Below are 23,498 nucleotides of genomic sequence, written 5' to 3' on the forward strand. Positions count from 1 at the left end.
GGCGGAAGCTGGGCCTGTCGGCCTTCAGGAAGCTCAAACAGGATCGAGGAAACCCGATGGGCATGAAATCAAGATTGTTCGCAAGCGCGGCTTTTCCGCTGCTTTCCCTCTCGCTGGCGTTCCAGCCTGCATCGGCAATGGCTGCCGTGCGCGACGTCGCGACGCAGGCTCAGGCCGTGCGGCAAGTCGAACAGGGCGGTTTCGAGGTGGCCCAGGATGCGCCACAGGATGCGCCTTCCGATGAGGAGTTGCTGAAGAAGAAGCGCAAGCAGAAGGAAGAAGCTCCAGCCGAAAAGGCACCGGCCGCCGAGCAGCCGAAGGAGGCGCCCGCCGAAAAGCCGAAGGCTGAGCGCAAGGAGGCGCCGGCGCCTGAACCCAAGGCTCCTGAACCCAAGGCAGAGCCGGAAGCGCCGAAGGAAAAACCTGCGCCGCAGGCCGAAAGCAAACCCGAGCGGAAAGCCAAGCAGGAAGCCCAGCCCGAGGTCAAGCCGGAGGCCGCGCCTCAGCCGGAGCAGCCTGTAACGCAGGAGAAGCCGAGGAAGCCGAAGAAGCAGGCCGAGCCGGAGGCTCAGCCGCAGCCCGAACAGCAGCCGGCGGCAAAGGAAGCGCAGCCGGACACGGAGCAGGCGCAGCCGGAAGCCAAGCCGGAAGGCGGCAAGCGCGCCAAAGGGCAGGACAAGGCCCTAGGCAAGGATAAAGGCAAGGGCAAGGCCGAGACTGGTGCTCCCGAAGCCGTGACGCCAGCCGAGGAGCAGGCAAAGCCCGAAGTCAAGCCGGAGGCAAAACCCGCCGCCGAAGCACCGGTGGAGAAGAAGCCGGTAAAGGGCGAAGCCGCAGCACCCGCGGAGAAGCCGGCTGAAGGCAAGGCAACTGAAGATAAGGCAACTGAAGGCAAGGCGACCGAAGATAAAGCGGCGGCACCAGAAGCCGTACCCGCCGAAAAGCCAAAGGACGGCACCGCGGCAAAGCCTGCCGGCGAACAGCCCGCCGGCGCGCAGCCGGCCGCGCCGGCGACCGACACTGCTCAGCCGCTGCCGGATGCCAGCGGCGGCCAGCAGGTCGAGCAGGCCATTCCGGCGCCGGAAAAGGTTTCGCCCGAAGAGCTGGAGCGCCGCAAGAAGATTGCCGCGGATCCGGCCAAGAGCAACGAGACCGTCGTGCTGCCAGTCGAGAACGGTGCGGCCGTGCTCGACAGCGACAAGGATGCCGACCGCAGCAAGGGCCGCGAAGGCCGCCGCGACCGCGACAAGATGCGCGCCGAGACCCAGGAGGTGAAGGTGCCGACCTCGGATGCCGATGCGCAGGCCGCCAGCGGCGCCAAGGCGGCGCCGACGATCAAGCTTGAAGCGGTGACCAGCGAGAAGGGCAGAAAGCTCGATGCGCGGCCGCAATTCGTCCGTCCCGACGGTGCGCGCGTCGACGATAGCACCGACGACAATCGTGTGATCATCCAGTACGACAATCGGGTGATCGTGCGTGGCGACGACGACAGGCGGTTCCTGCGCGACGGCGAACGGCCGAGCTACGAGGAACTGTCGGGTGATCGCTACCGCGAGACAATCACGCGGCCGGAGGGTTATCGTATCGTGACAATCCGCAACCGCTATGGCGACATCATTCAGCGGTCGCGCGTCGACGCCCGCGGGCGCGAGCATGTGCTCTATTATTCGCAGGACCTCTACGACGATCCGGACCGCGACTATTTCGAGGATCCGGGCGCCGACCTGCCGCCGATGCGGCTGCGCGTACCGCTCAACGATTACATCATCGATACTCGCAGCGACCCGGACCGGGATTATTACGAGTTCCTGAGCGAGCCGCCCGTCGAGCCGGTGGAGCGTGTCTACTCGCTTGACGAGGTAAAGTATTCGGCCCGTATCCGCGACAAGGTGCGCCGCATCGACCTCGACACGATCACCTTCGCGACCGGCAGCGCCGATATCCCGATGACCCAAGCGCGTACCCTGCGCAAGGTTGCCGACGCGATCAGCCAGGTGCTGAAAAAGGATCCGAGCGAAACCTTCCTGATTGAGGGTCACACGGATGCCGTCGGAACCGATCAGAGCAACCTGGTCCTTTCCGACCAGCGGGCGGAATCGGTCGCGAACGTGCTCTCCGACGTCTACGGCATCCCGCCGGAGAACTTGGCGACCCAGGGCTATGGCGAGCAATATCTGAAGGTCAACACGTCAGGCCCCGAACAGGAAAACCGCCGCGTCACCATCCGCCGGGTGACGGCGCTGGTTCGGCCGGTGGCTGCCAACCAGTAAATATCGTTGCCCCTCTCCATTATGGGGAGGGGCATTTTATGGCCTTTTCCTTCTTCTCGGCGGGGCGAAGGCGGCCGTCGATGATCTGCTGCCCCCATCCCGCCGGTCCTACTCGCCGGCTTTCCTGGCCGCCTTTTCGATGATGTCGGCGACCTTCTCTGCTTGGGACGCGAAGACGGCGTGGCTTGCCTTGATCTCGGTCACCTCGCTGCCGGCCCGTTTTGCCATCTCGCGTTCCAGGTCGGGGTTGATGGCGCGATCCTCCGTGGCGACGATCGACCAGCTCGGTTTTGTCCGCCATGCCGGCTCGGCGCTTTTGGCGGAGAACGCCTGCTTCGAGGCGAAGACCTGTGACCTTGCTAGGAAGTCGGCTTCGGCTTTCGGCAGGTCGGCAGCGAAATCCGCGGCGAAGGCTGCGGGGTCGAGATAGAGATACTTACCGTCCTTGGTTTCCTTAATATCCATGCTGCCGGCGGGCTTGGAGCTCGCAAGGCTCAGCAGGCTTTCGCCCTTGTCGGGCTGGAAGGCCGCGACATAGACGAGGCCTGCGACATTGGGGTCGTTGCCGGCTTCGGTAATCACCATGCCGCCATAGCTGTGGCCGACGAGCAGGCTCGGTCCGTCCTGGAGGTCGAGAACCCGCTTCGTCGCTGCCACATCGTCGTCGAGCGAGGTGATGGGCTCCTGGACGATGCTGACGTTGAAGCCGCGTTTCTGGAGAATCTCCGTCGCCTTGCGCCATCCCGACCCGTCGGCGAGCGCGCCGTGCACGATCACGATGTTTTTAACGGCGGCAGCCTCTGCTGCGAAAGCGATGACGGTGGTGGCGAAGGCAAGGGCTGCCGTGAAGAGAAGACGTCTGTTCATGGGTATCACTCCTTTGGTCGTTGTCGAGGATCGGAACTGATCAGTCTGCAGGTCAGCCGAAAGTGAAGGCGTAGGCCTGCACTCCGGGATCGAGGAAGCGGATCTGGAAGTTGCGGGCGCCGACCGTGCCGGACTGGCGCACCAGCTGGTAAAGCCTGGTCGCCGTCACCGTGCCGTTGCCGTCGGCACCGATGTCCGAGCCGTGGTCCGGCCCCGGCGCCTTGCCATCGACCGTCACCTGGAAGCGGATCGGTTTGCCGTCGGCGCCAGGCCCCAGGACAAGATGCAGGTCGCGGGCGCTAAAGCGATACGTGATGCCGCCGCCGGCCTCATCAAGCCTCGCCTCATCCTTGCCGACAGTCCAGGTTCCGGACAGGCCCCAGCCGTTGAGGCCGGGTTCGGCGATCGAATAATTCTGCGGCGCGTCGGCCTGCAGTCCCTCGGGCGAGGCAAAATTCGCTGCCTGTTCGTAGCCGAGATAGGTTTCGCCGGAGCGGATATTGCCAAGGTCCGGACCGGCTTCCACGCCCTTGGCATCCGGTGCGACCGCCGTACTTGACGTCATCTGGCCGCCGGCTTCGCGCAGCAGGTCCTGAATGGCTTTTTCGGTCCTGCCATAATTGCCTTCGCCGAAATGGTGGTAGCGGATCTGGCCCTCGGCATCGATGAGATAGCCGGCCGGCCAGTAGCTGTTTTCGAAGGCGCGCCAGATTTTGTAGTCATTGTCGATCGCGACCGGATAGCCGATCTCGAAGTCACTGAGCGCCTTCTTGACGTTGTCGAGCTTCTTCTCGAAGGCAAATTCCGGGGCGTGGACGCCGATCACCACGAGGCCCTGATCGGCGTATTTTTCCGCCCAGGCTTTGACATAGGGGATCGTGCGAATGCAGTTGATGCAGGAATAGGTCCAGAAGTCGACGAGCACCACTTTGCCCCGCAGCTGCTCGGTGGTCAGCGGCTTGGAGTTCAGCCATTCGACGGCGCCGTCGAGCGAGGGCGCATAACCTTCGACGGGCAGATCGCTGCGGAAGGGCTTTTTCGCGTCTGCGATCAGCACGTCGTTGCTGGCGACCTCGGCGGAGGCGCCGGCGGGCTTGGCATGCAGCCTGTCGAGCACGGCCTGCTCCAGCGAGGCGGTGCTCGCATAGGAAAGCCGCGATAGCAGACTGGTGTCGAGGCCGAGGGCGATGACGGCAACGCCAGCGAGTACCGCAGCACCGAGACCTTGGCGAATCCGGTCGCCGAAGCCGAGCGAGCGTTTCATGGCGGCGAATATCCTGCCGCCGACAAGCAGGGCGACCGCGAGCGAAGACGCGGCACCGGCGGCATAGGCGGCCAGCAGGAAGGTGGTCTGCAGGTTGGCGCCCTGCAGGGCGGCGCCTGTGAGAACAAGGCCGAGGATCGGCCCGGCGCAGGGCGCCCAGAGCAGGCCGGTGGCGACGCCCAGGATGAGGGCGCTCTTGACCGTCGGCGCGGCGCGTCCACCGCCGTTGGCGTTCAGGAGATTGTTGCCGAGATCGACGATCGGCCGGGCAAGGGTGCTGGCGAAGCGCGGCGACAGCAGGCTGGCTCCGAAGAGCGCCAGCAGGACGATAGCGGCGAGGCGGCCATATTCATTGGCGCGGATGGCCCAGCTGCCGCCGACCGCGGCCAGCGTGGCGACCAGCGCGAAGGTGGCGGCCATCCCCGCCAGCATCGGCAGCGTGCTCTTGACGAAGGGCTGCCCGGCACGGGCGAAGACGAAGGGGAGGATCGGCAGGATACACGGGCTGAGGATCGTCAGCGCGCCTCCGAGATAGGCAATGATCAGAAGTGTCATCATCGTTTCCTTTGAAACCGATTGATCGGGCTCTGGACGGCGATGGGCCTGAACCAGCAACGACGGGGATATGGCCGGGTCGACGTATCCCGGATGTGTCCGACTTCGCGGGAAAATGTACCGAAGTGTTGCTGATGGGAGATCGCGATACAGAGCGACACAAACCGGGGTCGCAGCAACCGCCAGCGGTGAAAACGGCGCGATTGTATCGGAATGTATCCCGGCGGCCGGAAGCTACATCAGCATTCAATAATGATTGCTCATGACATATCGCTGATACAAGTGGAACGTCTTTTGAGGACGTGATTCATTCGACAGGAGAGACCGATGTCAGAGCAAATCAACCATCACCGCCGCCGCTTCTTCGGCATGACGGCAATCGCCCTTGCGGCCGTCGAATTCGGCGTGGCCGGCACGGCCGTTGCTCAGTCGGCGCTGCCGGCCGTGAAGGCCGGAACCAATACGTCTTTCGAAGCGCTGAAGCGGGTGAATGCCGGGGTGCTCGATATTGGTTATGCCGAGGCGGGCAGCGCGGATGGCCCGGTTGTGCTGCTGCTGCACGGGTGGCCCTATGACATCTACAGTTTCGTCGATGTCGCGCCGCTGCTGGCCTCGGCGGGCTACAGGGTGATCGTGCCTTATCTGCGCGGTTACGGCACGACCCGGTTTCTGGACCAGGCAACGGCGCGCAATGGCCAGCCGTCGGCGCTGGCTGCCGATATGATTGCGCTCATGGATGCGCTCGATATCGAAAAGGCGGTCGTTGCCGGTTATGACTGGGGCGGGCGGACGGCAAACATTATGGCGGCATTGTGGCCGGAACGCTGCAAGGCGATGGTCTCGGTGAGCGGCTATCTGATCGGCAGCCAGGAGGCCAATTTGAAACCGCTGCCGCCGAAGGCTGAGCTGGCCTGGTGGTATCAGTTCTATTTTGCAACCGAACGCGGGCGCCTGGGTTACGAGAGCAATACCCATGATTTCGCAAAGCTCATCTGGCAGACGGCTTCGCCGAAGTGGAATTTCGACGATGCGACTTTCGACAGGTCGGCGGCCGCCTTCGACAATCCCGACCATGTCGCGATCGTCATTCACAATTATCGCTGGCGCCTGGGGCTTGCCGAAGGCGAGGCGAAATACGATGCCTATGAGAAGACGCTCGCCGCATTGCCGATGATCTCCGTGCCGACGATCACCATGGAGGGGATGCAAACGGTGCGCCGCATCCGGAGCCCTCGGCCTATGCCGGAAAATTCTCCGGCCGATACGAGCATCGGACGATTAGCGGCGGCATCGGCCACAACCTGCCGCAGGAAGCGCCGCAGGCCTTTGCGCAGGCGGTCATCGACGTGGACCGCTTCTGATCGATGAGGCCGGCCGCAGAGCCTCGTTGCTTGGGCCGGCGGAATATGCGTAGGTCGCGTCAGCCGCCTCGATATCGAGGAGGAGGGCGCGGCCGCTTCTATCGGTAAGGGAACAGGAACATATGGATCATGTCGATCACATCCTGGTCGTCGACGACGATCGCGAAATCCGCGAGCTGGTTTCGGGCTATCTGCAGAAGAATGGCCTGAGGACCAGCACTGCTGCGGACGGGCGCCAGATGCGCAACTTTCTCGAAGCCAACGCCGTCGACCTGATCGTGCTCGACGTGATGATGCCGGGCGACGACGGGCTGGTGCTGTGCCGCGAACTGCGCGCCGGCCGGCACAAGGCGATCCCGATCCTGATGCTGACGGCCCGCACCGACGAGATGGACCGGATCCTCGGATTGGAAATGGGCGCCGACGACTATCTCGCCAAGCCCTTTGCCGCGCGCGAGCTGCTCGCCCGCATCAAGGCGGTGCTGCGGCGCACGCGCATGCTGCCGCCCAACCTGCAGATCAGCGAGGCCGGGCAGTTGCTGAGCTTCGGCGACTGGCGGGTCGACACGGTCGCCCGGCATCTTCTCGACAAGGAGGGGACTGCGATCGCACTCAGCGGCGCCGAGTACCGGCTGCTTCGCGTCTTCATCGATCATCCGCAGCGGGTTCTCAATCGCGACCAGCTTCTGAGCCTGACGCAGGGCCGCGATGCCGATCTCTTCGATCGTTCGATCGATCTCCTGGTCAGCCGCCTGCGGCAGCGGCTGGGCGACGATGCGCGAGAACCGACCTACATCAAGACGGTGCGCAGCGAAGGCTATGTATTTTCCGTTCCGGTCGAAATCACGGAGCTGCGCCAATGAGGGCGATCCCATGGTTCTCGGGTTTGATCTGGCCGAGGACGTTGCGGTCGCGAATCTTCTTGATCCTTTTGATCGGTCTCGCCCTTGCCTACGGGCTGTCCTTCAGCGTGCTCTATATGGAGCGCACCATGTCGGCCAAGGCGGTGATGCTCGGCACGCTGGAGAATGATGTCGCAACGTCTATCGCCGTTCTCGACCGGCTTCCGCCGGGCGAGCGCGGCGATCTCCTCGATCGGCTGAGCCGCGGCAATTACCGCTTCGTGCTCGGGCCCGGACTTCCCGGCGTGCCCGACACGTCAAGCAAAGGGGCCGAGATATCGGGCAAGATCGAGGAGGCGATCGGGCATCGCTTTCCGATCAGCATCGAACGGATTCCGGGTGCGGTGAACCGATTGCAGGCGCATCTGACGCTGAGCGACGGAAGCCCGCTGACGATCGACGTCACGCCGAAGGGCGTCATGCCGATCGCCGGATGGCTGCCCTATGTCTTCGTCATCCAGATGCTGCTGCTCATCCTCTGCACCTGGTTCGCGGTTCGCCAGGCGATCCGGCCGCTGGGTGCGCTTGCGGCCGCGGCCGATGCCCTCGACCCCAACAAGGACGGTCCTGCTTTGACCGAGGCCGGTCCGAGCGAGGTCGCGCATGCGGTGAGGGCATTCAATGCGATGCGGGAGCGGATCGCCCATTACCTCGAAGAGCGCGTGCAGATACTGGCGGCCATCTCGCACGATCTGCAGACGCCGATCACCCGCATGCGGCTGCGCGCCGATATGGCGGAGGATTCACCCGAAAAGGAAAAGCTGGTGCATGATCTCGGCGAGATTCAGCGCCTCGTCCAGGACGGTATAGCCTATGCGCGCAGCGCCCACGGCAGCGGCGAGAAGAATGCCCGCATCGATCTCGCCTCGTTCATCGACAGCATATCCTATGACTATCAGGACACCGGAAAGGCGGTGACCGTCGTCGGGCTGGTTCAGGGCGCCGCCTTGACCAAGCCGCATGCCCTTCGCCGCATCCTGTCGAATTTCATCGACAATGCGTTGAAGTTTGCGGGTGCTGCCGAAATCAGCGTCGAGCACAATGCGGAAAACAATGTCGTCATCACCGTGATGGATCGGGGGCCTGGAATTCCTGAAGACATGCTCGAAGCCGCCATGCAGCCGTTCTTCCGGCTGGAGCAATCCCGCAACCGGGAGACGGGCGGCACGGGTCTTGGTCTTGCGATCGCCCAACAACTGACGGCCAAGATCGGCGGATCGCTCCGGCTCTACAATCGCGCCGGCGGCGGGCTGGCGGCGGAAGTCACCCTTCGGTGATGCTGGCCTGCCGGAAAAATTTCCGGCGGTTTGTATGGGATAATGTCCTGGATGCCGGATGCTACGTTTTGTGACATTTCGGCCGATTTCGGAAACATGCCGGATATAACAGTCGGTCAAACCTCACTCCGTTCAACCCGATCGCCTGAGGCGATCCGATCGCGAGTAGCGACCGAGACAAGGAGTGTTTCCATGACCAAGATCGACAAGGTTCTTTATACCGGCAAGACCCGCACCACCGGTGGGCGCGACGGCGCTTCGCAGAGCGATGACGGAGAGCTAAATATCAAGCTCTCGCCGCCCGGCAGCGCGCGGCCGGGCACCAATCCCGAACAGCTTTTCGCCGCCGGCTGGTCGGCCTGCTTCATCGGCGCAATCGGCATAGCCGCAGGCAAGCTGAAGGTCGGGCTTCCGGCGGAGACCGCGGTGAATGCCGAGGTCGATCTCGGATCGACCGACGGCGGGTATTTCCTGCAAGCCCGCCTCAATGTCAGCTTGCCTGGCATCGAAGCGGATGTCGCGAAGGCGCTGGTGGATGAGGCGCACCGGACCTGCCCCTATTCGAAGGCCACGCGCGGCAATATCCATGTCGAATTGATCGTTGTCTGACGGATAGCGACCGATCGGCCTCGCCGATGGAGGTTTTGATGCGATTGATGATCATCTGCATTCTGGGCGCGACGGTCTTCGCCGCGCCCTGCATCTACGACGTAAGTTCGCGGGAGCCTTCGCCGCTCGCCGGCCTTGTGACGGCGGCGTCCACGGTTTCCTCTTCAGGCCATCAGGGAGAAAGACAGTGAAACTCTATCAGAACGAAATTTCCTCGGCGACCTCAAGAGTTCGGATCGCGCTCGCCCTTAAGGGGCTGACGGCCGAGGTGCTGCCGATCTCCATTCTCGGCGAAGAGGCCGAGAGCCGGCAGGCCGGATATCGCAGCGTCAATCCGCAAGGGCTGGTGCCGGCCTTGCTGACGGATGATGGCGTTCTCATCACCCAGTCGCTGGCGATCGTCGAATATCTCGACGAGGTCCAGCCGCAACCGGCCCTGCTGCCCGACACAGCGGAGGGCCGGGCGCTGGCGCGGTCGATCGCCCTGGCGATCGCCGCCGAGATCCATGCGCTGCTGCCGCCGCGGATCGGGCTGCATCTCAAAACGACCTTCCAGGCCAATGCCGATGCCATCGCCGGCTGGAGCCGCCATTGGGTCGGCGAGGGAATGGCGGCTGTGGAGACGATGATTGCCGGCCGGAGGCCGGGCGCCTTCGCCGTCGGCGACCGGCCTGGCGTTGCCGATATCTTTCTCTTCCCGCAGGCGATCAGCGCCCGACGCATGGGCTTCGATCTCGCCCGGTGGCCCAGTATTGCCGAGATTGTCGGCAGGCTCGAGACAATCCCGGCTTTCCAGGAGAACGCGCCGGCGCCGAGACGATGACGCGATGAAGAAGCGGCCGCAAACGATGGCGGCCGCTTCTGTTCTCAGCGGTTGACCCTTGCCTGCAGATGCGCGGGATAACGATCGCCTTTCACCTTGATGGTGGCGAGCGCGCTTTCAATATTGCCGAGATCCTCAACAGTAAGTTCGACCTCGGCGGCTGCGATGTTCTCGTCAAGCCGATGCAGTTTGGTGGTGCCGGGGATCGGTACGATCCAGGGTTTCTGCGCCAGCAGCCAGGCGAGCGCCACCTGGGCCGGGGTGACCTTCTTGTGCGCAGCGATCTCTGCGAGGAGATCGACGAGCACCTGGTTGGCCTTTCGCGCGTCTGCCGAAAACCGCGGAACGATGTTGCGAAAGTCCTTGCTGTCGAAGGTTGTGGTTTCGCTGATCGCGCCGGTGAGGAAGCCCTTGCCGAGCGGACTAAACGGCACGAAGCCGATTCCGAGTTCCTCCAGCACCGGCAGGATCTCTTGCTCGGGCTCGCGCCACCAGAGCGAATATTCGCTCTGCAGCGCCGTCACAGGCTGGACGGCATGGGCGCGCCGGATCGTCTGGGCGCCGGCTTCGGAGAGTCCGAAATGCCGGACCTTGCCTTCCGCGATCAACGCCTTGACCGTGCCGGCGACGTCCTCGATCGGAACATCCGGATCGACGCGATGCTGGTAGAACAGATCGATGACATCGGTCTTCAAGCGCTTCAGCGCCTGGTGGGCCACCGCGCGGATCTGTTCCGGGCGGCTGTTCATGCCGCTCTGGCCACCATTGGCATCGAAGTTAAAACCGAATTTTGTGGCGATCACCACCTCGTTGCGAAAGGGGGCAAGCGCCTCTCCCAGAAGCTCTTCGTTCTTGTAGGGGCCATAGGCCTCGGCCGTGTCGAAGAGGTTCACGCCGCGTTCGAATGCCCGCTGGATTAGTGCTGTCGCTTCCTGAATACCTGTCGCCGGGCCATAACCGTAACTCAGCCCCATGCAGCCGAGACCGATGGCCGAGACATGAAGTCCGCTCTTTCCAAGCTCACGTTTCTGCATAGAAGTTTCCTTTTCTAACCTTGGTATTGCGTGTCGGTGACATGCTCCAGCCAGTCGACAACCTTGCCATCGAGCTGTTCCTGGATGGCGATATGGGTCATCGCCGTCGTCGGCGATGCGCCGTGCCAATGGCGTTCACCCGGGGCGAACCAGACGACGTCGCCGGCGCGGATCTTCTCGACGGGGCCGCCCTCGCGCTGCACGCGACCGCAACCCGACGTGACGATCAGCGTCTGGCCGAGCGGATGGGTGTGCCAGGCGGTGCGGGCTCCGGGCTCGAAGGTGACGCTGGCGCCGGCCGCACGTGCGGGGCTGGTCACGGCAAACAGCGGGTCGACACGCACGCTGCCGGTAAACCAATCGGCTGGTCCGTTTGCCGAAGGTTGCGAACCGCTTCGCTTGATATCCATTCTTGTCTTCCTTTCGATGTCGGGCTTTCGATGTCGGGGTGGACATGTCCACTCGAGTGAAAAGGTATTTAGGGCGTGCGCCTGATCGCGATTAGATGGTATAAACGGCAAGAACCCATGAGAAAGTTTCATAAATGCCGCGCCCCGCCGTCAACGACCTCATCGCCTTCCTCGCCGTTGCACGCGCACAGAGCTTCACAAAGGCGGCGGGTAAGCTGGGTGTGTCGCAATCGGCACTCAGCCACACCATCCGCGGGCTCGAGGAGCGACTTGGACTGCGATTGCTGACACGCACGACCCGCAGCGTCGCGCCGACAGAGGCCGGCGAACGCCTGCTCGTCTCCATCGGGCCGCGCCTCGACGAGATCGAGAGCGAGCTGGCCGCCTTAAGCGCGTTTCGGGAGAAGCCGGCAGGCACCATTCGCATCAATGCGGGCGAGCATGCGGCCAATGCCGTCCTTTGGCCCGCCTTGGCAAAGCTCCTGCCTGAATATCCCGATATCAATGTCGAAATCATCGTCGACTACGGTCTGACCGACATCGTCGCGGAGCGCTACGATGCAGGGGTGCGGCTTGGAGAACAGGTAGCGAAGGACATGATTGCGGTGCGCATCGGCCCCGACATGCGCATGGCCGTAGTCGGCGCTCCCGCCTATTTCGACACCAGGCCGAAGGCGCTGACGCCGCAGGACCTTACAGATCACAATTGCATCAATCTGCGCCTGCCGACCTATGGCAGCGTTTATGCATGGGAGTTCGAAAAGGACGGGCGCGAGCTCAGAGTTCGGGTCGAAGGGCAATTGGTTTTCAACAATATAGCGCTGCGGCTGAACGCAGTACTGGCAGGTCTGGGGCTGGCATACATGCCGGAGAACTTGGTCGAGGCGCATCTGGCCGATGGACGACTGGTGCGCGTCCTCGAGGATTGGTGCCCGCCGTTTTCCGGCTACCATCTCTACTATCCGAGCCGCCGGCATACGTCGCCGGCATTTGCCCTCGTCGTCGATGCACTTCGCTATCGAGCATAAGCGCTCGCCGTTTCGCACCGCCCGGACAGGCATATATCCGAACCACTGGTGATCGGCTCTTGGCGGAAGCGAAATCATGCCTGCCAGTGATTTGACATTCCTTCGTTCGCCGCTAATTCACACTTGAAATTGAAGGAAACAGTGAATGAATACTGCGGCACCTGCCACGAAAGCCCGGACCGGCGTGTCCGGTTTGGATACAGTTCTGGCCGGGGGGCTTTCGCCGGGGCACGTTTTCCTCCTGGAGGGAAATCCGGGAGCTGGCAAAACGACGATTGCGCTGCAGTTCCTGATCGAAGGTGCACGGCTCGGCGAGCAGGGGCTCTACATCACCCTTTCGGAAACCGAGAGCGAACTTCGGGCCGGTGCCGCATCTCACGGCATGGTGATCGATGGCAATATCGAGGTCTTCGAGGTCGTGCCTCCGGAAAGCCTGCTGGATGCCGACCAGCAGCAGAGCCTGCTTTATTCGTCGGATCTTGAACTCGGAGAGACGACAAAGGAAATCTTTGCCGCTTTCGAGCGGATTAAGCCACGTCGCGTGGTTCTCGATAGTCTGTCGGAGATAAGGTTGCTCGCGCAAAGTTCACTGCGCTACCGCCGCCAGATCCTGGCGCTCAAACATTATTTTGCCCGACAAGGCGCGACAGTGCTTCTGCTCGATGATCTGACGTCCGAGGTGCTCGACAAGACAGTGCACAGCGTCGTGCACGGCGTCATCCATCTCGAAGAGATGGCACCGAGCTACGGCTCCGAACGCCGACGTCTGAGGGTCATAAAATATCGCGGACAGGCCTTCCGCGGCGGCTATCACGATTTCATCATCCAGACTGGTGGCGTTATCGTCTTTCCGCGGCTCGTCGCCGCCGAACACAGGTCGAATTACGCCCGTGATCAGATTTCCTGCAATATTCCAGAACTGGACCTTCTTTTAGGAGGTGGCCTTGAGCGAGGTTCCAGTACGCTCATCCTTGGTCCTGCCGGCACCGGCAAAAGCACGTTTTCGTTTCAATTCCTGATGGCTGCGGTTGCGCGCGGCGAGAAAGTGGCGGCCTTCATTTTTGACGAGGAGCTGGGCCTGCTCTTCACGCGGCTGAAGGCGCTCGGAATGGATCTCGAAGCCATGCGAAACGCGGGCTATATTCACATCGAACAGCTCGATGCCGCCGAACTGTCGCCGGGCGAATTCGCCCACCGCGTGCGCAATTGCGTCGACAAGTCGGATGCGAAAACCGTCATCATCGACAGTATCAACGGTTATCAGGCTTCGATGCCGGATGAGAATTCGTTAATTCTTCATATGCATGAGTTGCTGCAATATTTGAACAGGCAAGGCGCCAACACCTTCCTCACCGTTGCCCAGCACGGCTTGGTCGGTGATATGAAGGCGCCCGTCGACGTCACCTATCTCGCCGACACCGTCATTCTGCTGCGCTACTTCGAGGCTGCGGGAAAGGTGCGGCGTGCGGTCTCGGTGATCAAGAAGAGGACCGGCTTTCACGAGGATACCATCCGGGAATATCGTATCGACGGTTCCGGCCTGAGGTTAGGTGATCCTCTCGTGGGGTTCCAGGGCGTGCTTCGCGGCGTTCCCGAATTTGTCACGACCTCAACGCCGCTCCTCGCGACCGATGGCGGGGATAGCGGCAATTCCTAATTCCGGCAAACCGAAAGCATTGATCTACACGCCTGCCGGTCGCGATGCCTGGGTGGCGAGATCGTTGGTCGATGAGGCCGGATTGGCATCGATTGCTGCCACTGACCTGCCTATGTTCGCGTCATTGCTCAGCGATGACATTGCGCTTGGCGTGCTGACGGAAGAGGCCGTTCGCTCAAGCGATCTCAAGCCGATTGCCGCTTGGGTTTCGGCCCAACCGAGCTGGTCGGACCTGCCGTTCATCGTCCTCACTCAACGCGGTGGAGGACCTGAGCGAAATCCCGCCGCTGCCAGGCTTTCCGAGGTTCTTGGCAACGTCACATTCCTGGAAAGGCCGTTCCATGCGACCTCCTTCATCAGCGTTGCCCGGACCGCATTGAAGGGGCGCCTGCGCCAATATGAAGCGCGAGCCCGGCTCGAGGCTCTGGGCGAGGGAGAACGACGGTTGCAGACGGCGCTTGCCGCCGGTCGTCTCGGGGCGTGGGAGCTGGAGCTGTCCTCGATGGCCCTGTCTGCTTCGGCGACCTGCAAAGCGGTCTTCGGCCGAGGGCCGGATGACGATGTCACGCGCGACGATCTGATCGCAAGCATCCACCCCGACGACCGGGATAGTGTGCTGGCACGCCTGCGCCAGACGATCGATACTGGACGCGACTATTCGATCGAGCACAGGACGATCTGGCCGGATGGATCGCTGCATTGGACCGAGGTCCACGCGCAGCTCTATTCCGACAGATATGGTTCCGCCAGGAAACTCGTCGGCGTCTGCTCCGATACCACCGTCCGCAAGACCATCGAGGAAAATCTGAAACGGCTCAATGAGAACCTCGAAGAGCGTGTGAGGGAACGGACCAAAGAGGTCAACGCCGCTCACCAGACTCTGCTCGAGGAAGTCGCCCAGCGTGAAAGAGCCGAGGAGCAGCTTCGCCAATCGCAGAAGATGGAGGCGATCGGCCAACTGACCGGCGGCGTCGCACACGATTTCAACAATCTGCTGATGGTCGTTCTCGGAAATCTGGAGTTGCTCGGCAAGCATGTTGCCGGAGATGGCAAGGCGACGCGTCTGGTCGACGGGGCGATTCAGGGCGCGCGGCGCGGGGCGGCGCTGACGCAGCGGCTGCTGGCTTTTGCCAGACAGCAGGATCTGCAGGTCAAGCCCGTCGATCTGGCCGAGCTGGTCTCCGGCATGAACGACCTGTTGCGGCGTTCGGTCGGACCCTCGATCAGCATCGAAACCAACCTGCCGGCGACGCTGCCGCCGGCGCTGGTCGATGCGAACCAGCTGGAATTGGCGCTACTCAATCTTGCGGTCAATGCCCGCGATGCGATGCCGGATGGCGGGACGCTGTCCATATCGCTGCGTGATGCGCAGGTGGCCGGCGATGACGGCATTCTCGACAAGGGCGCCTATCTGGTGTTGGCGGTGGCCGACAGCGGCACCGGCATGGACGCGGAGACGCTGAAGAAGGCAATAGATCCGTTTTTCTCGACCAAGGAACTCGGAAAAGGCACGGGCCTCGGCTTATCGATGATCCACGGACTTTCCGTTCAGCTGAATGGCGCACTTCGGCTGACAAGCGAACTTGGAGTCGGAACGACCGCTGAATTGTGGCTTCCGGCGACCGAACGGCGCCCCGAGCGGGCGATCGAAGCCGAACTGCCCGTTCCCCAAGCTGCATCCAGACTTAAGATCCTGCTCGTCGATGACGATGCTTTGATCGCCATGAGTTCGGTCGACATGCTTGAAGATCTTGGCCACGAGGTCGTCGAAGCAAACTCCGGCGCGCAGGCGCTGGAACTGATCAGCAGCGGTCAGCATTTCGACCTTGTCATAACCGACTATTCGATGCCTGGTATGACCGGCGCACAGCTTGCCCGGGCCGCACGGGACATTCATCCGGCGTTGCCGATCGTGCTGGCGACAGGTTACGCCGATCTTCCTGCCGGCACCGATATAGATCTTCCGAGATTGGCAAAGCCCTATGATCAGTCTCAACTCGCCAAGGAAATCGCCAAGGCGATGGCAAGCGAAACGGCTCCGCTTCTTAGATCCGGCGGCGACGCAGGTGGTTCAAAGCTTCGCCTGTCCAAGGCCAACGGTGCCGGCGATGAAATCGGCGATGGCGCCTGTGTCGTCTAGATCGAAGACCGGCAGGGCTGTATCCGTAACGGCGTGATCGGCGGCGATGGCGCAGATATGGGGATCGCTCGACGCCAGCGGCTGGCGATTGGCGGCTTCCAGCCGGCGGGCCTCGATCTTCGGGATCGGCTCGCGCTTGTAGCCTTCGATCAGCACGAGATCGCAGGGCGCAAGACGCGCAAGGATCTCCTCGAATTCCGGTTCGGGCGCGCCGCGCAGCTCATGCATGATGGCGTAGCGGGTGCCGGAGACGATGGTGACCTCATGGGCGCCGGCCTCGCGGTGGCGGTAGCTGTCGGCGCCGACCTTGTCGATATCGAAATCATGATGGGCATGCTTGATCGTCGAGATCCGGTAGCCACGGCGGGTGAATTCCGTCACCAGCCGGACGGCGAGCCCCGTCTTGCCCGAGTTCTTCCAGCCGGCGATGCCGAAGATTTTGGGTGCGGTCATGCGCGAAGGGCCTCCAACCAGCGTTCGGCTTCGACGAGATCATCCGGCGTGTTGATGTTGAAGAAAGGATCGAGCAGGCTGGCGCGGGTCGGATGCAGCGGAAATGATACTTCCGTAACGTCATGCCGTGACAGGAAGTCACGCACGCGGCGCTTTTCGTCGGTGACGATCCAGGCTTCGAGGTCGGCGGCGAGTATCGCCGGCCAGAGCCCAAAGACGGGATGGCTGCGGCCCTCGGAGGCGGCGATGGCGATCTGCGACGGGCGCTCGAGCGCTGCCGCCAGCCGGGCGACGAGATCGGCCGGGAAGAACGGGCAATCCACCGAGACGGTGACGACATGGGTGATCCCGGGAAGGCCGGCAGCATAGACCATCGCCGCATGGATGCCGGCCAATGGCCCGGCCTTGCCGGGAAAATGGTCGGGGACTGCAGGCACATCCTCGGCGGTGGCATCGGCATTGACGGCAACAGAGAGGACTTGCTGCGAGAGGCGGGTCAGGACATGTCGGAGCAGGCTTTCGGCCCCGAGCATTGCGCCCGCCTTGTCGCTGCCCATTCGCTGCGAGCGGCCGCCGGCCAGCACGACGCCTGCTATATCGGATCTGCCGAGCGAGAATTCAGTCATAATCCTACCTCAAACCGGTGAGCGCGGCGCAGATTCCTGCGCGATCGGCGGCACGCGGCGCTTGGCTTCACGATAGAACGTATAGAGGCCAGAAGCGATGACGATCGCAGCACCCACAAGCATCCAGCTGTCAGGCACTTCGGCAAAGAAGAAGAAGCCGAGCAGCGAGGAAAAGATGAGGCTCGTATAGCGAAACGGCGCGACGAAGGAAATTTCGCCGGTGCGCATGGCGAGGATGACCGACTGGTAGCCAACGAGCACAAGCACCGAGGCAAGCAGAAGATGACCGAGCGACGTGGCGCTGACCGGTTGCCAGCCGCCGAGCACCGGGATGAGCAAAGCGCCGAAAAAGGAGATGGAGATGGCGGTGATGACGGTGATCATCAGCGAGGGAATCTCCGGATCGATCGAGCGGGTGGCGAGATCGCGGCCGGCCGTCGTCAGCACCGCGCCGACGCAGAGCAGGGCGGCAGCGGTGAATCCTTCCGGACCTGGGCGAATGATGATCATCACGCCGACCAGGCCGACAAGGATCGCCGACCAGCGCCGCCAGCCGACGGGCTCATTGAAGAAAAGCGCAGCGCCGAAGGTGACGACCAGCGGCAGCGACTGCAGGATCGCCGAGGCATTGGCGATCGGCATCATGCCGAGCGCGGTGATATAAGTGACGGCGGAGAACATCTCGCAGACGATGCGGAGGATGATGATCGGCTTCAGCACGACGCGCCAGGAGCGCAGAGCGCCCATTTTCCAGGCGATCAGATAGACGAGCAAGCTGGTGAAGAGGCCGCGCAGGCACATGATTTCGCCGGCGTTCATGGAGGCGATCACCGATTTGGAGAGAGCGTCGCTCGCGGAAAACCCGGCCATCGCCATGCTCATATAGATGGCGCCCTCAGTATTGCGTGACCGCGGCATGAAGAGATTCCCTTACGTGTGCGTCCCTTCTTAATCGGGAAGAACAATCAAGGGAATCGGATGAATGTCACACGCTGGATAAATCGATGGTGCAGCGCACAATGGCGCTGACGCTGCGGCAGCTGCGTATGTGGAAAGTCCGGCAAGGCGGCGTTTTGCAACGCGAATTTCGATATTCCGATGCGGCGTCGAGGCTTTTGTCCGCTGCTGCGAGGGGCTGATCGTTGGCCGAAAGCATCGGCTGTCGGCGGTTTTCGTTTGTCCGCGCGGGAAACGGGTGGCTGCATCGCCCGATGTTTGAGATTCCGGATGCCTCGACAATTGAGGAGAAACGGACATGAGACTTCTGAACGACAAGGTCGCGATCATCACCGGCGCAAGCTCCGGCATTGGCCGCGCCGCGGCGAAACTCTTTGCACGGGAGGGCGCCAAGCTCGTGGTCACCGGAAGGCGACAAGAGGCGCTCGACGCCGTCGTCGCCGAAATCGAGGCGGAGGGTGGGCAGGCCGTCGCAATATCGGGCGACATCAGGGACGAGGGGCTGCAGGCCAGGCTTAGTGAAACGGCTGTCTCCCGCTTCGGCGGACTCGACATCGGTTTCAACAATGCCGGCATTCTCGGCGAGATGGGGCCGGTGGCGGAACTGTCGCCGGAGGGCTGGCGCGAGACGATCGAGACCAATCTCACCGCGGCCTTCGTCGGCGCCAAATACCAGTCGGCAGCGATGGGAAAAGGCGGCGGATCGCTGATCTTCACCTCCACCTTCGTCGGCCACACCGCCGGCATGCCGGGCATGGCCGCCTATGCGGCGAGCAAGGCGGGGTTGATCGGCTTCGTTCAGGTGCTCGCCGCCGAACTCGGCCGGCGGAACATCCGCGTCAACGCCCTGCTGCCCGGCGGCACTGACACGCCGGCCAGCATCACCAACGCGCCTGACGCGACCGAGGAACTGCTCGCCTTCGTCGAGGGGCTGCATGCGCTGAAGCGCATGGCGCAGCCGGAAGAGATCGCCAATGCGGCGCTCTTCCTTGCGTCTGATCTGTCGAGCTTCGTGACGGGGACGGCGATGCTCGCCGATGGTGGGGTTTCGATCAGCCGGACGTAGGATGGGCGAGGGCGGGATCGGCAGCCTATGGCCGCGGACCTGTTGAAATCCATCCGCCACCGATGGCCATGCGCCGCGGGGCTATTGTCGCAACCAGAGACGAATCGTCCTTTAAGCGGCATCGAAACGCGCGGCCGAGCGTGCAATTCATTTGGCGCCGCCAATTCGCGAGAAAGCGGCCAGAACAGTGCGCTCGGACTGCATCAGATACGCCTCAAGTGCCGCGGAGGCTTCGGCCGTCATCCCTGCCTCAAGCTTTTCAAGGATTGCCGCATTAAGATCGACGTAGGGAGCGTGCAACAGCTCGGGATCGGAGAGCAGGCCGAAGCTGAGGCGCAGCTCTGCGGCGATCTGCGCATAGAAGGTGTTCAGACGGTGACTGTCGGCGAGATCTACGATCGCCGCGTGAAAGACCATGTTCTCACTGCCGACCATACCCCAATCCTTGGCCTCGCGCGCGAGCTTGGCACGCGTGACTGCCGCGCGCATTCGTGCCACCGCCGGATGGTTGGGATACGCCTTGGCGAGCGCCTGGCATTCGATCACACGGCGCACGCGATAGATGTCGATGATCGAGGCCATACTGGGTGTGGCGACAAAAACGCCGCGATTGGGCTCGTGCCGCAAGAGCCCTTCTTTTGTCAGAAGCCGGAATGCCTCACGCAAAGAGTTGCGCGACACATCCAGACCGGCACTTAGCGCTGTCTCGGAAAGGCGCTGGCCCGGCTTCAATTCGCCAGCAATCAGTTTGTCGCGGATTTCCTCCGCCAGGCGCGGCGCGAGCGCCGATGTGATATTTTGTTCGACCATCAAATCCCCTAATGCACAGACACGAGTGAAACCTCCGCGCCCTTGCGCACCGGTATAGCGGTTTGCATCTCCGGGAGCCATAAGAGGAGTGGCTTGACCACGCGGACTGGGGCAACGCCAGACGCCGTACATGGCCCCTCGGGCAGACAGAAAGTGAAAGCCCCCGCAACCCGTTCCTTATCGTTGATGCACGAAAGGAGGCAAGAGCCACTTCGGATGTGGCCGGAACTTGCAACAATAAAGGACACCTGGTCCAAGTGCGTTTGTTGCGGCCGAATTGCGGTTATTTGGTAGAACGATACAGCAAAATCGTTGAACAATCTTGACAGAATTGTAAAACGTGTCACCGTGATGCTGTCAACAAACCTAGGCAGCCCGCCGAGATCTCGGCGTCGGCCTGCACATAAGGAGGGGTTCATGGAACAGTCAGCAATTTCAATGACAACCGTTGCGCCGGCGCGGATGTCGGCCAAGTCGCGCCGCGCTGCGCTCGTGGCGGCCATCTTCCTGATGGCCACGTCTGCCATCGGTCCGGGCTTCATCACCCAGACGGCGACGTTCACAACAAAACTCGGTGCGGCCTTCGCCTTCGCGATCCTCGCCTATATCCTGATCGATTTCGTCGTTCAGCTGAATATCTGGCGGATCGTCACGCTGACGAAGATGCGGGCTTCCGACCTCGCCAACGCCGCCCTCCCGGGCTCCGGCTATCTGCTCGCAATTCTCGTCATCGTCGGCGGATTATTCTTCAACATCGGCAACATCGGCGGCACAGGCCTCGGCATCAATGCGATGATCGGCCTTGATCCGAAGCTTGGCGGGGCGATCAGCGCGCTGCTTTCGATCGGCATCTTCCTGTCGAAGCGTGCCGGCATGGCGATCGATCGCTTCATTGTCCTGGCCGGTATCCTGATGATCGCCTTGACGGTCTATGTTGCCTTCGCATCGGCGCCGCCGGTTGGCGACGCGCTGTTCCAGACCTTTCTGCCGTCCACCATCGATTTCGCTACCATCACCACCATCGTCGGCGGCACGGTCGGGGGCTATATCACCTATTCCGGCGCCCACCGACTGCTCGACAAGGGCACGGTCGGCATCGAGAATCTCGGTGCGGTCAACCGTGCAGCGCTGACGGGCATCGCTGTCACCGGCCTCATGCGCTACGTGCTTTTCCTGGCCGTCCTCGGCGTGGTTGCGGGCGGAGCCGTCATCGATGTTTCCGGCGCGGGTGCGAATCCGGCTGCCCAGGCTTTCCAGGCCGCCACTGGCAACATTGGCCTGCGCATCTTCGGCGTCATCTTCTGGGCTGCTGCGATCACCTCAGTCATCGGTGCCGCTTACACGTCGGTCTCGTTCGTCACGATTTTCAAGAGAGACATCACCGAACGGGCCCGCAGCATCGCGACTGTCATCTTCATTGCCGTGTCGCTGTTCTTCTACGTGATCATCACCACGCCGCCGGCACAGATGCTGGTCTTCGTCGGGGGGCTGAACGGCCTGATTCTGCCGATCGGCCTGTCGATCTTCATCTATGCGGCCTGGGCCCGGTCCGACCTGATGGGAGGCTATCGGTATCCGCGTTGGCTGCTGGTGCTCGGCGTACTGGTCTGCGCACTGACCTGGTACATGGGCTACAAGTCGATCGGCCCGATCTTCGCGCTGCTTGCCGCGTAACGCGGGACGAGGAGGGCGCGGGCGCCTTTGCGCCCGGGCCCCGCTCTGACTTTTTGAATCAATCACGCTTTCGGTTCCGGACAGCCCGGCCTACATCGTTCGTGATTCACAGGGAGATCTGACATGACTGCCATCGATCTGAACAGCGATCTCGGCGAAAGCTACGGCGCCTGGGGCATGGGCGACGACGCGGCTATGCTGGCCATCGTCTCCAGCGCCAATATCGCCTGCGGCTTCCATGCCGGCGATCCGCTCGGCATTCTGAAGACTGTCAAAGCCGCCGCTGAAAGGGGCGTTTCGGTCGGAGCCCATGTTTCCTATCCCGACCGAGTCGGCTTCGGACGGCGCGACATGGGCGTCACCAGCCCGGAACTGACCGCCGACGTCATTTATCAGATCGGCGCGCTGAAAGGCGTCGCCGCTGCTGCGGGCGTCGTAGTCGGCTACGTTAAGCCGCACGGCGCGCTCTACAACCGCATTGCCCACGATCCAATACAGGGCCAGGCGGTGATCGACGGCATCAAGGCGATCGATCCGGACCTGGTTCTAATGGGCCTGGCCGGAGCACCCATCCTCAAACTCGCGCACAAATCCGGCCTCAAGACCGTGGCCGAGGCCTTCGCCGACCGCGCCTATACGGCCGGCGGGGAACTCGTTTCGCGTCGTGAACCGGGCGCGGTTCTGCACGACACAACCGTGATCGCCCGTCGCATGCTGCAACTTGCTCACGAGGGTACGATCGAAGCGATCGACGGCTCGACCATCAAGGTCGATGCTCAGTCGATCTGCGTCCATGGCGACAGCCCCGGTGCGGTCGCGATCGCCCAGGCGATTCGTCAGGCCTTTGAGACCGACGGGATCACCGTTCGCTCGTTCCTGGCGGCGTGAGCAAACATTTGGAGGAAACCATGATTGCGATTGAGAACCTTGGTCACATCGATGCCGAAGCGGCGCGCCTCGCGCGCCGGCGCTATCGGGCCGGTAATGCCGAGCCGACGTCGGGTGTGGCGCCGGGATTTACCCAGGCAAACATGATCGTCCTGCCGCGCGACTGGGCCTTCGATTTCCTGCTCTTTGCGCAGCGCAATCCGAAGGCCTGCCCATTGCTCGACGTTTCCGATCCCGGCTCGCACATGACGCTTCTGGCTCCGGGGGCCGATCTTCGCACGGATCTGCCGCTCTATCGCATCTGGCGCGACGGCAAGCTCGCCGAGGAAATCGCGGATGCGACGACGGCCTGGGCGGAACGCCCCGACCTCGTCAGCTTCCTCATCGGATGCAGCTTCACCTTCGAAACGTCGATGGCCGAGGCGGGCATCGAGATCCGGCATATCACCGACAAGTCGAACGTTCCGATGTATCTGACCAACCGCGCCTGCCGCCCGGCAGGCCGGCTGCGCGGCAACCTGGTCGTATCGATGAGGCCGATCAAGGCGAGCCGCGTCGCCGATGCCGCGACCATCTCCGGTCGCTTCCCGGCGGTGCACGGCGCACCTGTCCATATCGGCGCGCCGGAAGAAATCGGCATCCGAGACCTGTCGAAGCCGGAATTCGGCGAGCCGGTGCGTATCGAGCCTGGTGAAATCCCGGTGTTCTGGGCCTGCGGCGTGACCCCGCAGGCCGCCGTGATGGCATCCGGCGTGCCCTTTGCCATCACCCATGCGCCGGGGCATATGTTCATCACCGACATTCCCGACACCGCCTATCACGCCTGA

21 protein-coding genes and 1 pseudogene are annotated in these 23,498 nt (G+C 62.5%); 14 read left to right on the top strand and 8 right to left on the bottom strand.

Annotated elements, in window-relative coordinates:
* Window positions 1-56: 56 nt before the first annotated feature.
* The gene (locus tag MF410_RS06550) at window positions 57-2,270 is read left to right on the top strand and encodes an OmpA family protein (RefSeq protein ID WP_097628506.1); all 2,214 of its coding nucleotides are present in this window, start codon (window positions 57-59) and stop codon (window positions 2,268-2,270) included.
* A gap of 108 nt (window positions 2,271-2,378) precedes the next feature.
* On the opposite strand, the gene MF410_RS06555 is transcribed toward MF410_RS06550, so the two are convergent.
* Complete coding sequence (locus MF410_RS06555) at window positions 2,379-3,137, bottom strand: alpha/beta hydrolase (RefSeq protein ID WP_097628507.1); 759 nt, start codon at window positions 3,135-3,137, stop codon at window positions 2,379-2,381.
* 52 nt (window positions 3,138-3,189) lie between these two features.
* A complete protein-coding gene (locus MF410_RS06560; RefSeq protein ID WP_097628508.1) occupies window positions 3,190-4,956 on the bottom strand; it encodes a cytochrome c biogenesis protein DipZ in 1,767 nt (588 codons plus the stop codon).
* A 327-nt stretch (window positions 4,957-5,283) separates the two neighbouring features.
* Here MF410_RS06560 and MF410_RS06565 point away from each other — a divergent pair.
* The 6 genes and pseudogenes from MF410_RS06565 to maiA all read left to right on the top strand — a co-directional run bounded on the left by MF410_RS06565 (window position 5,284) and on the right by maiA (window position 9,928).
* Window positions 5,284-6,317, top strand: a pseudogene (locus MF410_RS06565) (alpha/beta hydrolase).
* 122 nt (window positions 6,318-6,439) lie between these two features.
* Window positions 6,440-7,180, top strand: coding sequence for a response regulator (locus MF410_RS06570; protein ID WP_097628510.1), 741 nt, complete (start codon window positions 6,440-6,442; stop codon window positions 7,178-7,180).
* Window positions 7,177-8,496 (top strand): HAMP domain-containing sensor histidine kinase, encoded by a 1,320-nt coding sequence (locus tag MF410_RS06575; RefSeq protein WP_131711034.1) that lies wholly within the window; start codon window positions 7,177-7,179, stop codon window positions 8,494-8,496. The genes MF410_RS06570 and MF410_RS06575 overlap by 4 nt, the downstream gene beginning before the upstream one ends.
* A gap of 192 nt (window positions 8,497-8,688) precedes the next feature.
* Complete coding sequence (locus MF410_RS06580) at window positions 8,689-9,105, top strand: organic hydroperoxide resistance protein (RefSeq protein WP_131711033.1); 417 nt, start codon at window positions 8,689-8,691, stop codon at window positions 9,103-9,105.
* A gap of 38 nt (window positions 9,106-9,143) precedes the next feature.
* Window positions 9,144-9,296 carry a hypothetical protein gene (locus tag MF410_RS06585; protein ID WP_165503901.1) on the top strand — a complete coding sequence of 51 codons (153 nt, stop codon included), beginning with the start codon at window positions 9,144-9,146 and terminating at the stop codon, window positions 9,294-9,296.
* Entirely contained in the window at window positions 9,293-9,928 is a 636-nt protein-coding gene (gene maiA / locus MF410_RS06590; protein WP_131711032.1) for a maleylacetoacetate isomerase, read from the top strand. Before MF410_RS06585 ends, maiA begins: the two co-directional genes overlap by 4 nt.
* 44 nt (window positions 9,929-9,972) lie before the next feature.
* Here the strand turns inward: maiA and MF410_RS06595 are convergent, their stop codons facing one another.
* Window positions 9,973-10,962 carry an aldo/keto reductase gene (locus tag MF410_RS06595; protein ID WP_131711031.1) on the bottom strand — a complete coding sequence of 330 codons (990 nt, stop codon included), beginning with the start codon at window positions 10,960-10,962 and terminating at the stop codon, window positions 9,973-9,975.
* Window positions 10,963-10,976: 14 nt separating this feature from the next.
* The gene (locus MF410_RS06600) at window positions 10,977-11,372 is read right to left on the bottom strand and encodes a cupin domain-containing protein (protein ID WP_097628515.1); all 396 of its coding nucleotides are present in this window, start codon (window positions 11,370-11,372) and stop codon (window positions 10,977-10,979) included.
* A gap of 134 nt (window positions 11,373-11,506) precedes the next feature.
* Here MF410_RS06600 and MF410_RS06605 point away from each other — a divergent pair, with 134 nt between their 5' ends.
* From MF410_RS06605 to MF410_RS06615, 3 genes are all read left to right on the top strand, one after another.
* Window positions 11,507-12,400 carry a LysR family transcriptional regulator gene (locus tag MF410_RS06605; protein WP_097628516.1) on the top strand — a complete coding sequence of 298 codons (894 nt, stop codon included), beginning with the start codon at window positions 11,507-11,509 and terminating at the stop codon, window positions 12,398-12,400.
* 145 nt (window positions 12,401-12,545) lie between these two features.
* On the top strand, window positions 12,546-14,057 hold the full coding sequence (locus MF410_RS06610; protein ID WP_097628517.1) for an ATPase domain-containing protein: 1,512 nt from the start codon (window positions 12,546-12,548) through the stop codon (window positions 14,055-14,057).
* Window positions 14,032-16,197, top strand: coding sequence for an ATP-binding protein (locus tag MF410_RS06615; protein ID WP_131711030.1), 2,166 nt, complete (start codon window positions 14,032-14,034; stop codon window positions 16,195-16,197). The genes MF410_RS06610 and MF410_RS06615 overlap by 26 nt, the downstream gene beginning before the upstream one ends.
* Here the strand turns inward: MF410_RS06615 and mobB are convergent.
* From mobB to MF410_RS06630, 3 genes are read right to left on the bottom strand one after another with little or no spacing between them, the layout of a single operon-like run.
* Window positions 16,129-16,650 (bottom strand): molybdopterin-guanine dinucleotide biosynthesis protein B, encoded by a 522-nt coding sequence (gene mobB, locus MF410_RS06620; protein ID WP_097628519.1) that lies wholly within the window; start codon window positions 16,648-16,650, stop codon window positions 16,129-16,131. The two genes, MF410_RS06615 and mobB, sit on opposite strands and share 69 nt — an antisense overlap.
* Window positions 16,647-17,276, bottom strand: coding sequence for a molybdenum cofactor guanylyltransferase MobA (gene mobA, locus MF410_RS06625; protein WP_097628650.1), 630 nt, complete (start codon window positions 17,274-17,276; stop codon window positions 16,647-16,649). Before mobA ends, mobB begins: the two co-directional genes overlap by 4 nt.
* Window positions 17,277-17,285: 9 nt before the next feature.
* Complete coding sequence (locus tag MF410_RS06630) at window positions 17,286-18,194, bottom strand: DMT family transporter (RefSeq protein ID WP_097628520.1); 909 nt, start codon at window positions 18,192-18,194, stop codon at window positions 17,286-17,288.
* A 337-nt stretch (window positions 18,195-18,531) separates the two neighbouring features.
* Between MF410_RS06630 and MF410_RS06635 the strand changes: the two genes are divergently transcribed.
* Window positions 18,532-19,299 carry an SDR family oxidoreductase gene (locus tag MF410_RS06635; protein ID WP_097628521.1) on the top strand — a complete coding sequence of 256 codons (768 nt, stop codon included), beginning with the start codon at window positions 18,532-18,534 and terminating at the stop codon, window positions 19,297-19,299.
* Between the two features lie 147 nt (window positions 19,300-19,446).
* On the opposite strand, the gene MF410_RS06640 is transcribed toward MF410_RS06635, so the two are convergent.
* On the bottom strand, window positions 19,447-20,109 hold the full coding sequence (locus MF410_RS06640; RefSeq protein WP_097628522.1) for a GntR family transcriptional regulator: 663 nt from the start codon (window positions 20,107-20,109) through the stop codon (window positions 19,447-19,449).
* A 417-nt stretch (window positions 20,110-20,526) separates the two neighbouring features.
* On the opposite strand from MF410_RS06640, the gene MF410_RS06645 reads away from it, so the two are divergent.
* The 3 genes from MF410_RS06645 (at window position 20,527) to MF410_RS06655 (ending at window position 23,498) form a co-directional block, all read left to right on the top strand.
* Window positions 20,527-21,783, top strand: coding sequence for an NRAMP family divalent metal transporter (locus MF410_RS06645; RefSeq protein WP_239620278.1), 1,257 nt, complete (start codon window positions 20,527-20,529; stop codon window positions 21,781-21,783).
* A 123-nt stretch (window positions 21,784-21,906) separates the two neighbouring features.
* Window positions 21,907-22,671 carry a 5-oxoprolinase subunit PxpA gene (locus tag MF410_RS06650; RefSeq protein WP_097628524.1) on the top strand — a complete coding sequence of 255 codons (765 nt, stop codon included), beginning with the start codon at window positions 21,907-21,909 and terminating at the stop codon, window positions 22,669-22,671.
* Window positions 22,672-22,691: 20 nt separating this feature from the next.
* Window positions 22,692-23,498 carry a putative hydro-lyase gene (locus MF410_RS06655; protein ID WP_097628525.1) on the top strand — a complete coding sequence of 269 codons (807 nt, stop codon included), beginning with the start codon at window positions 22,692-22,694 and terminating at the stop codon, window positions 23,496-23,498.

Origin of the sequence: Rhizobium sp. C104 (genome assembly GCF_022354505.1) — a bacterium.
Taxonomy (GTDB): Bacteria; Pseudomonadota; Alphaproteobacteria; order Rhizobiales; family Rhizobiaceae; genus Rhizobium; species Rhizobium redzepovicii.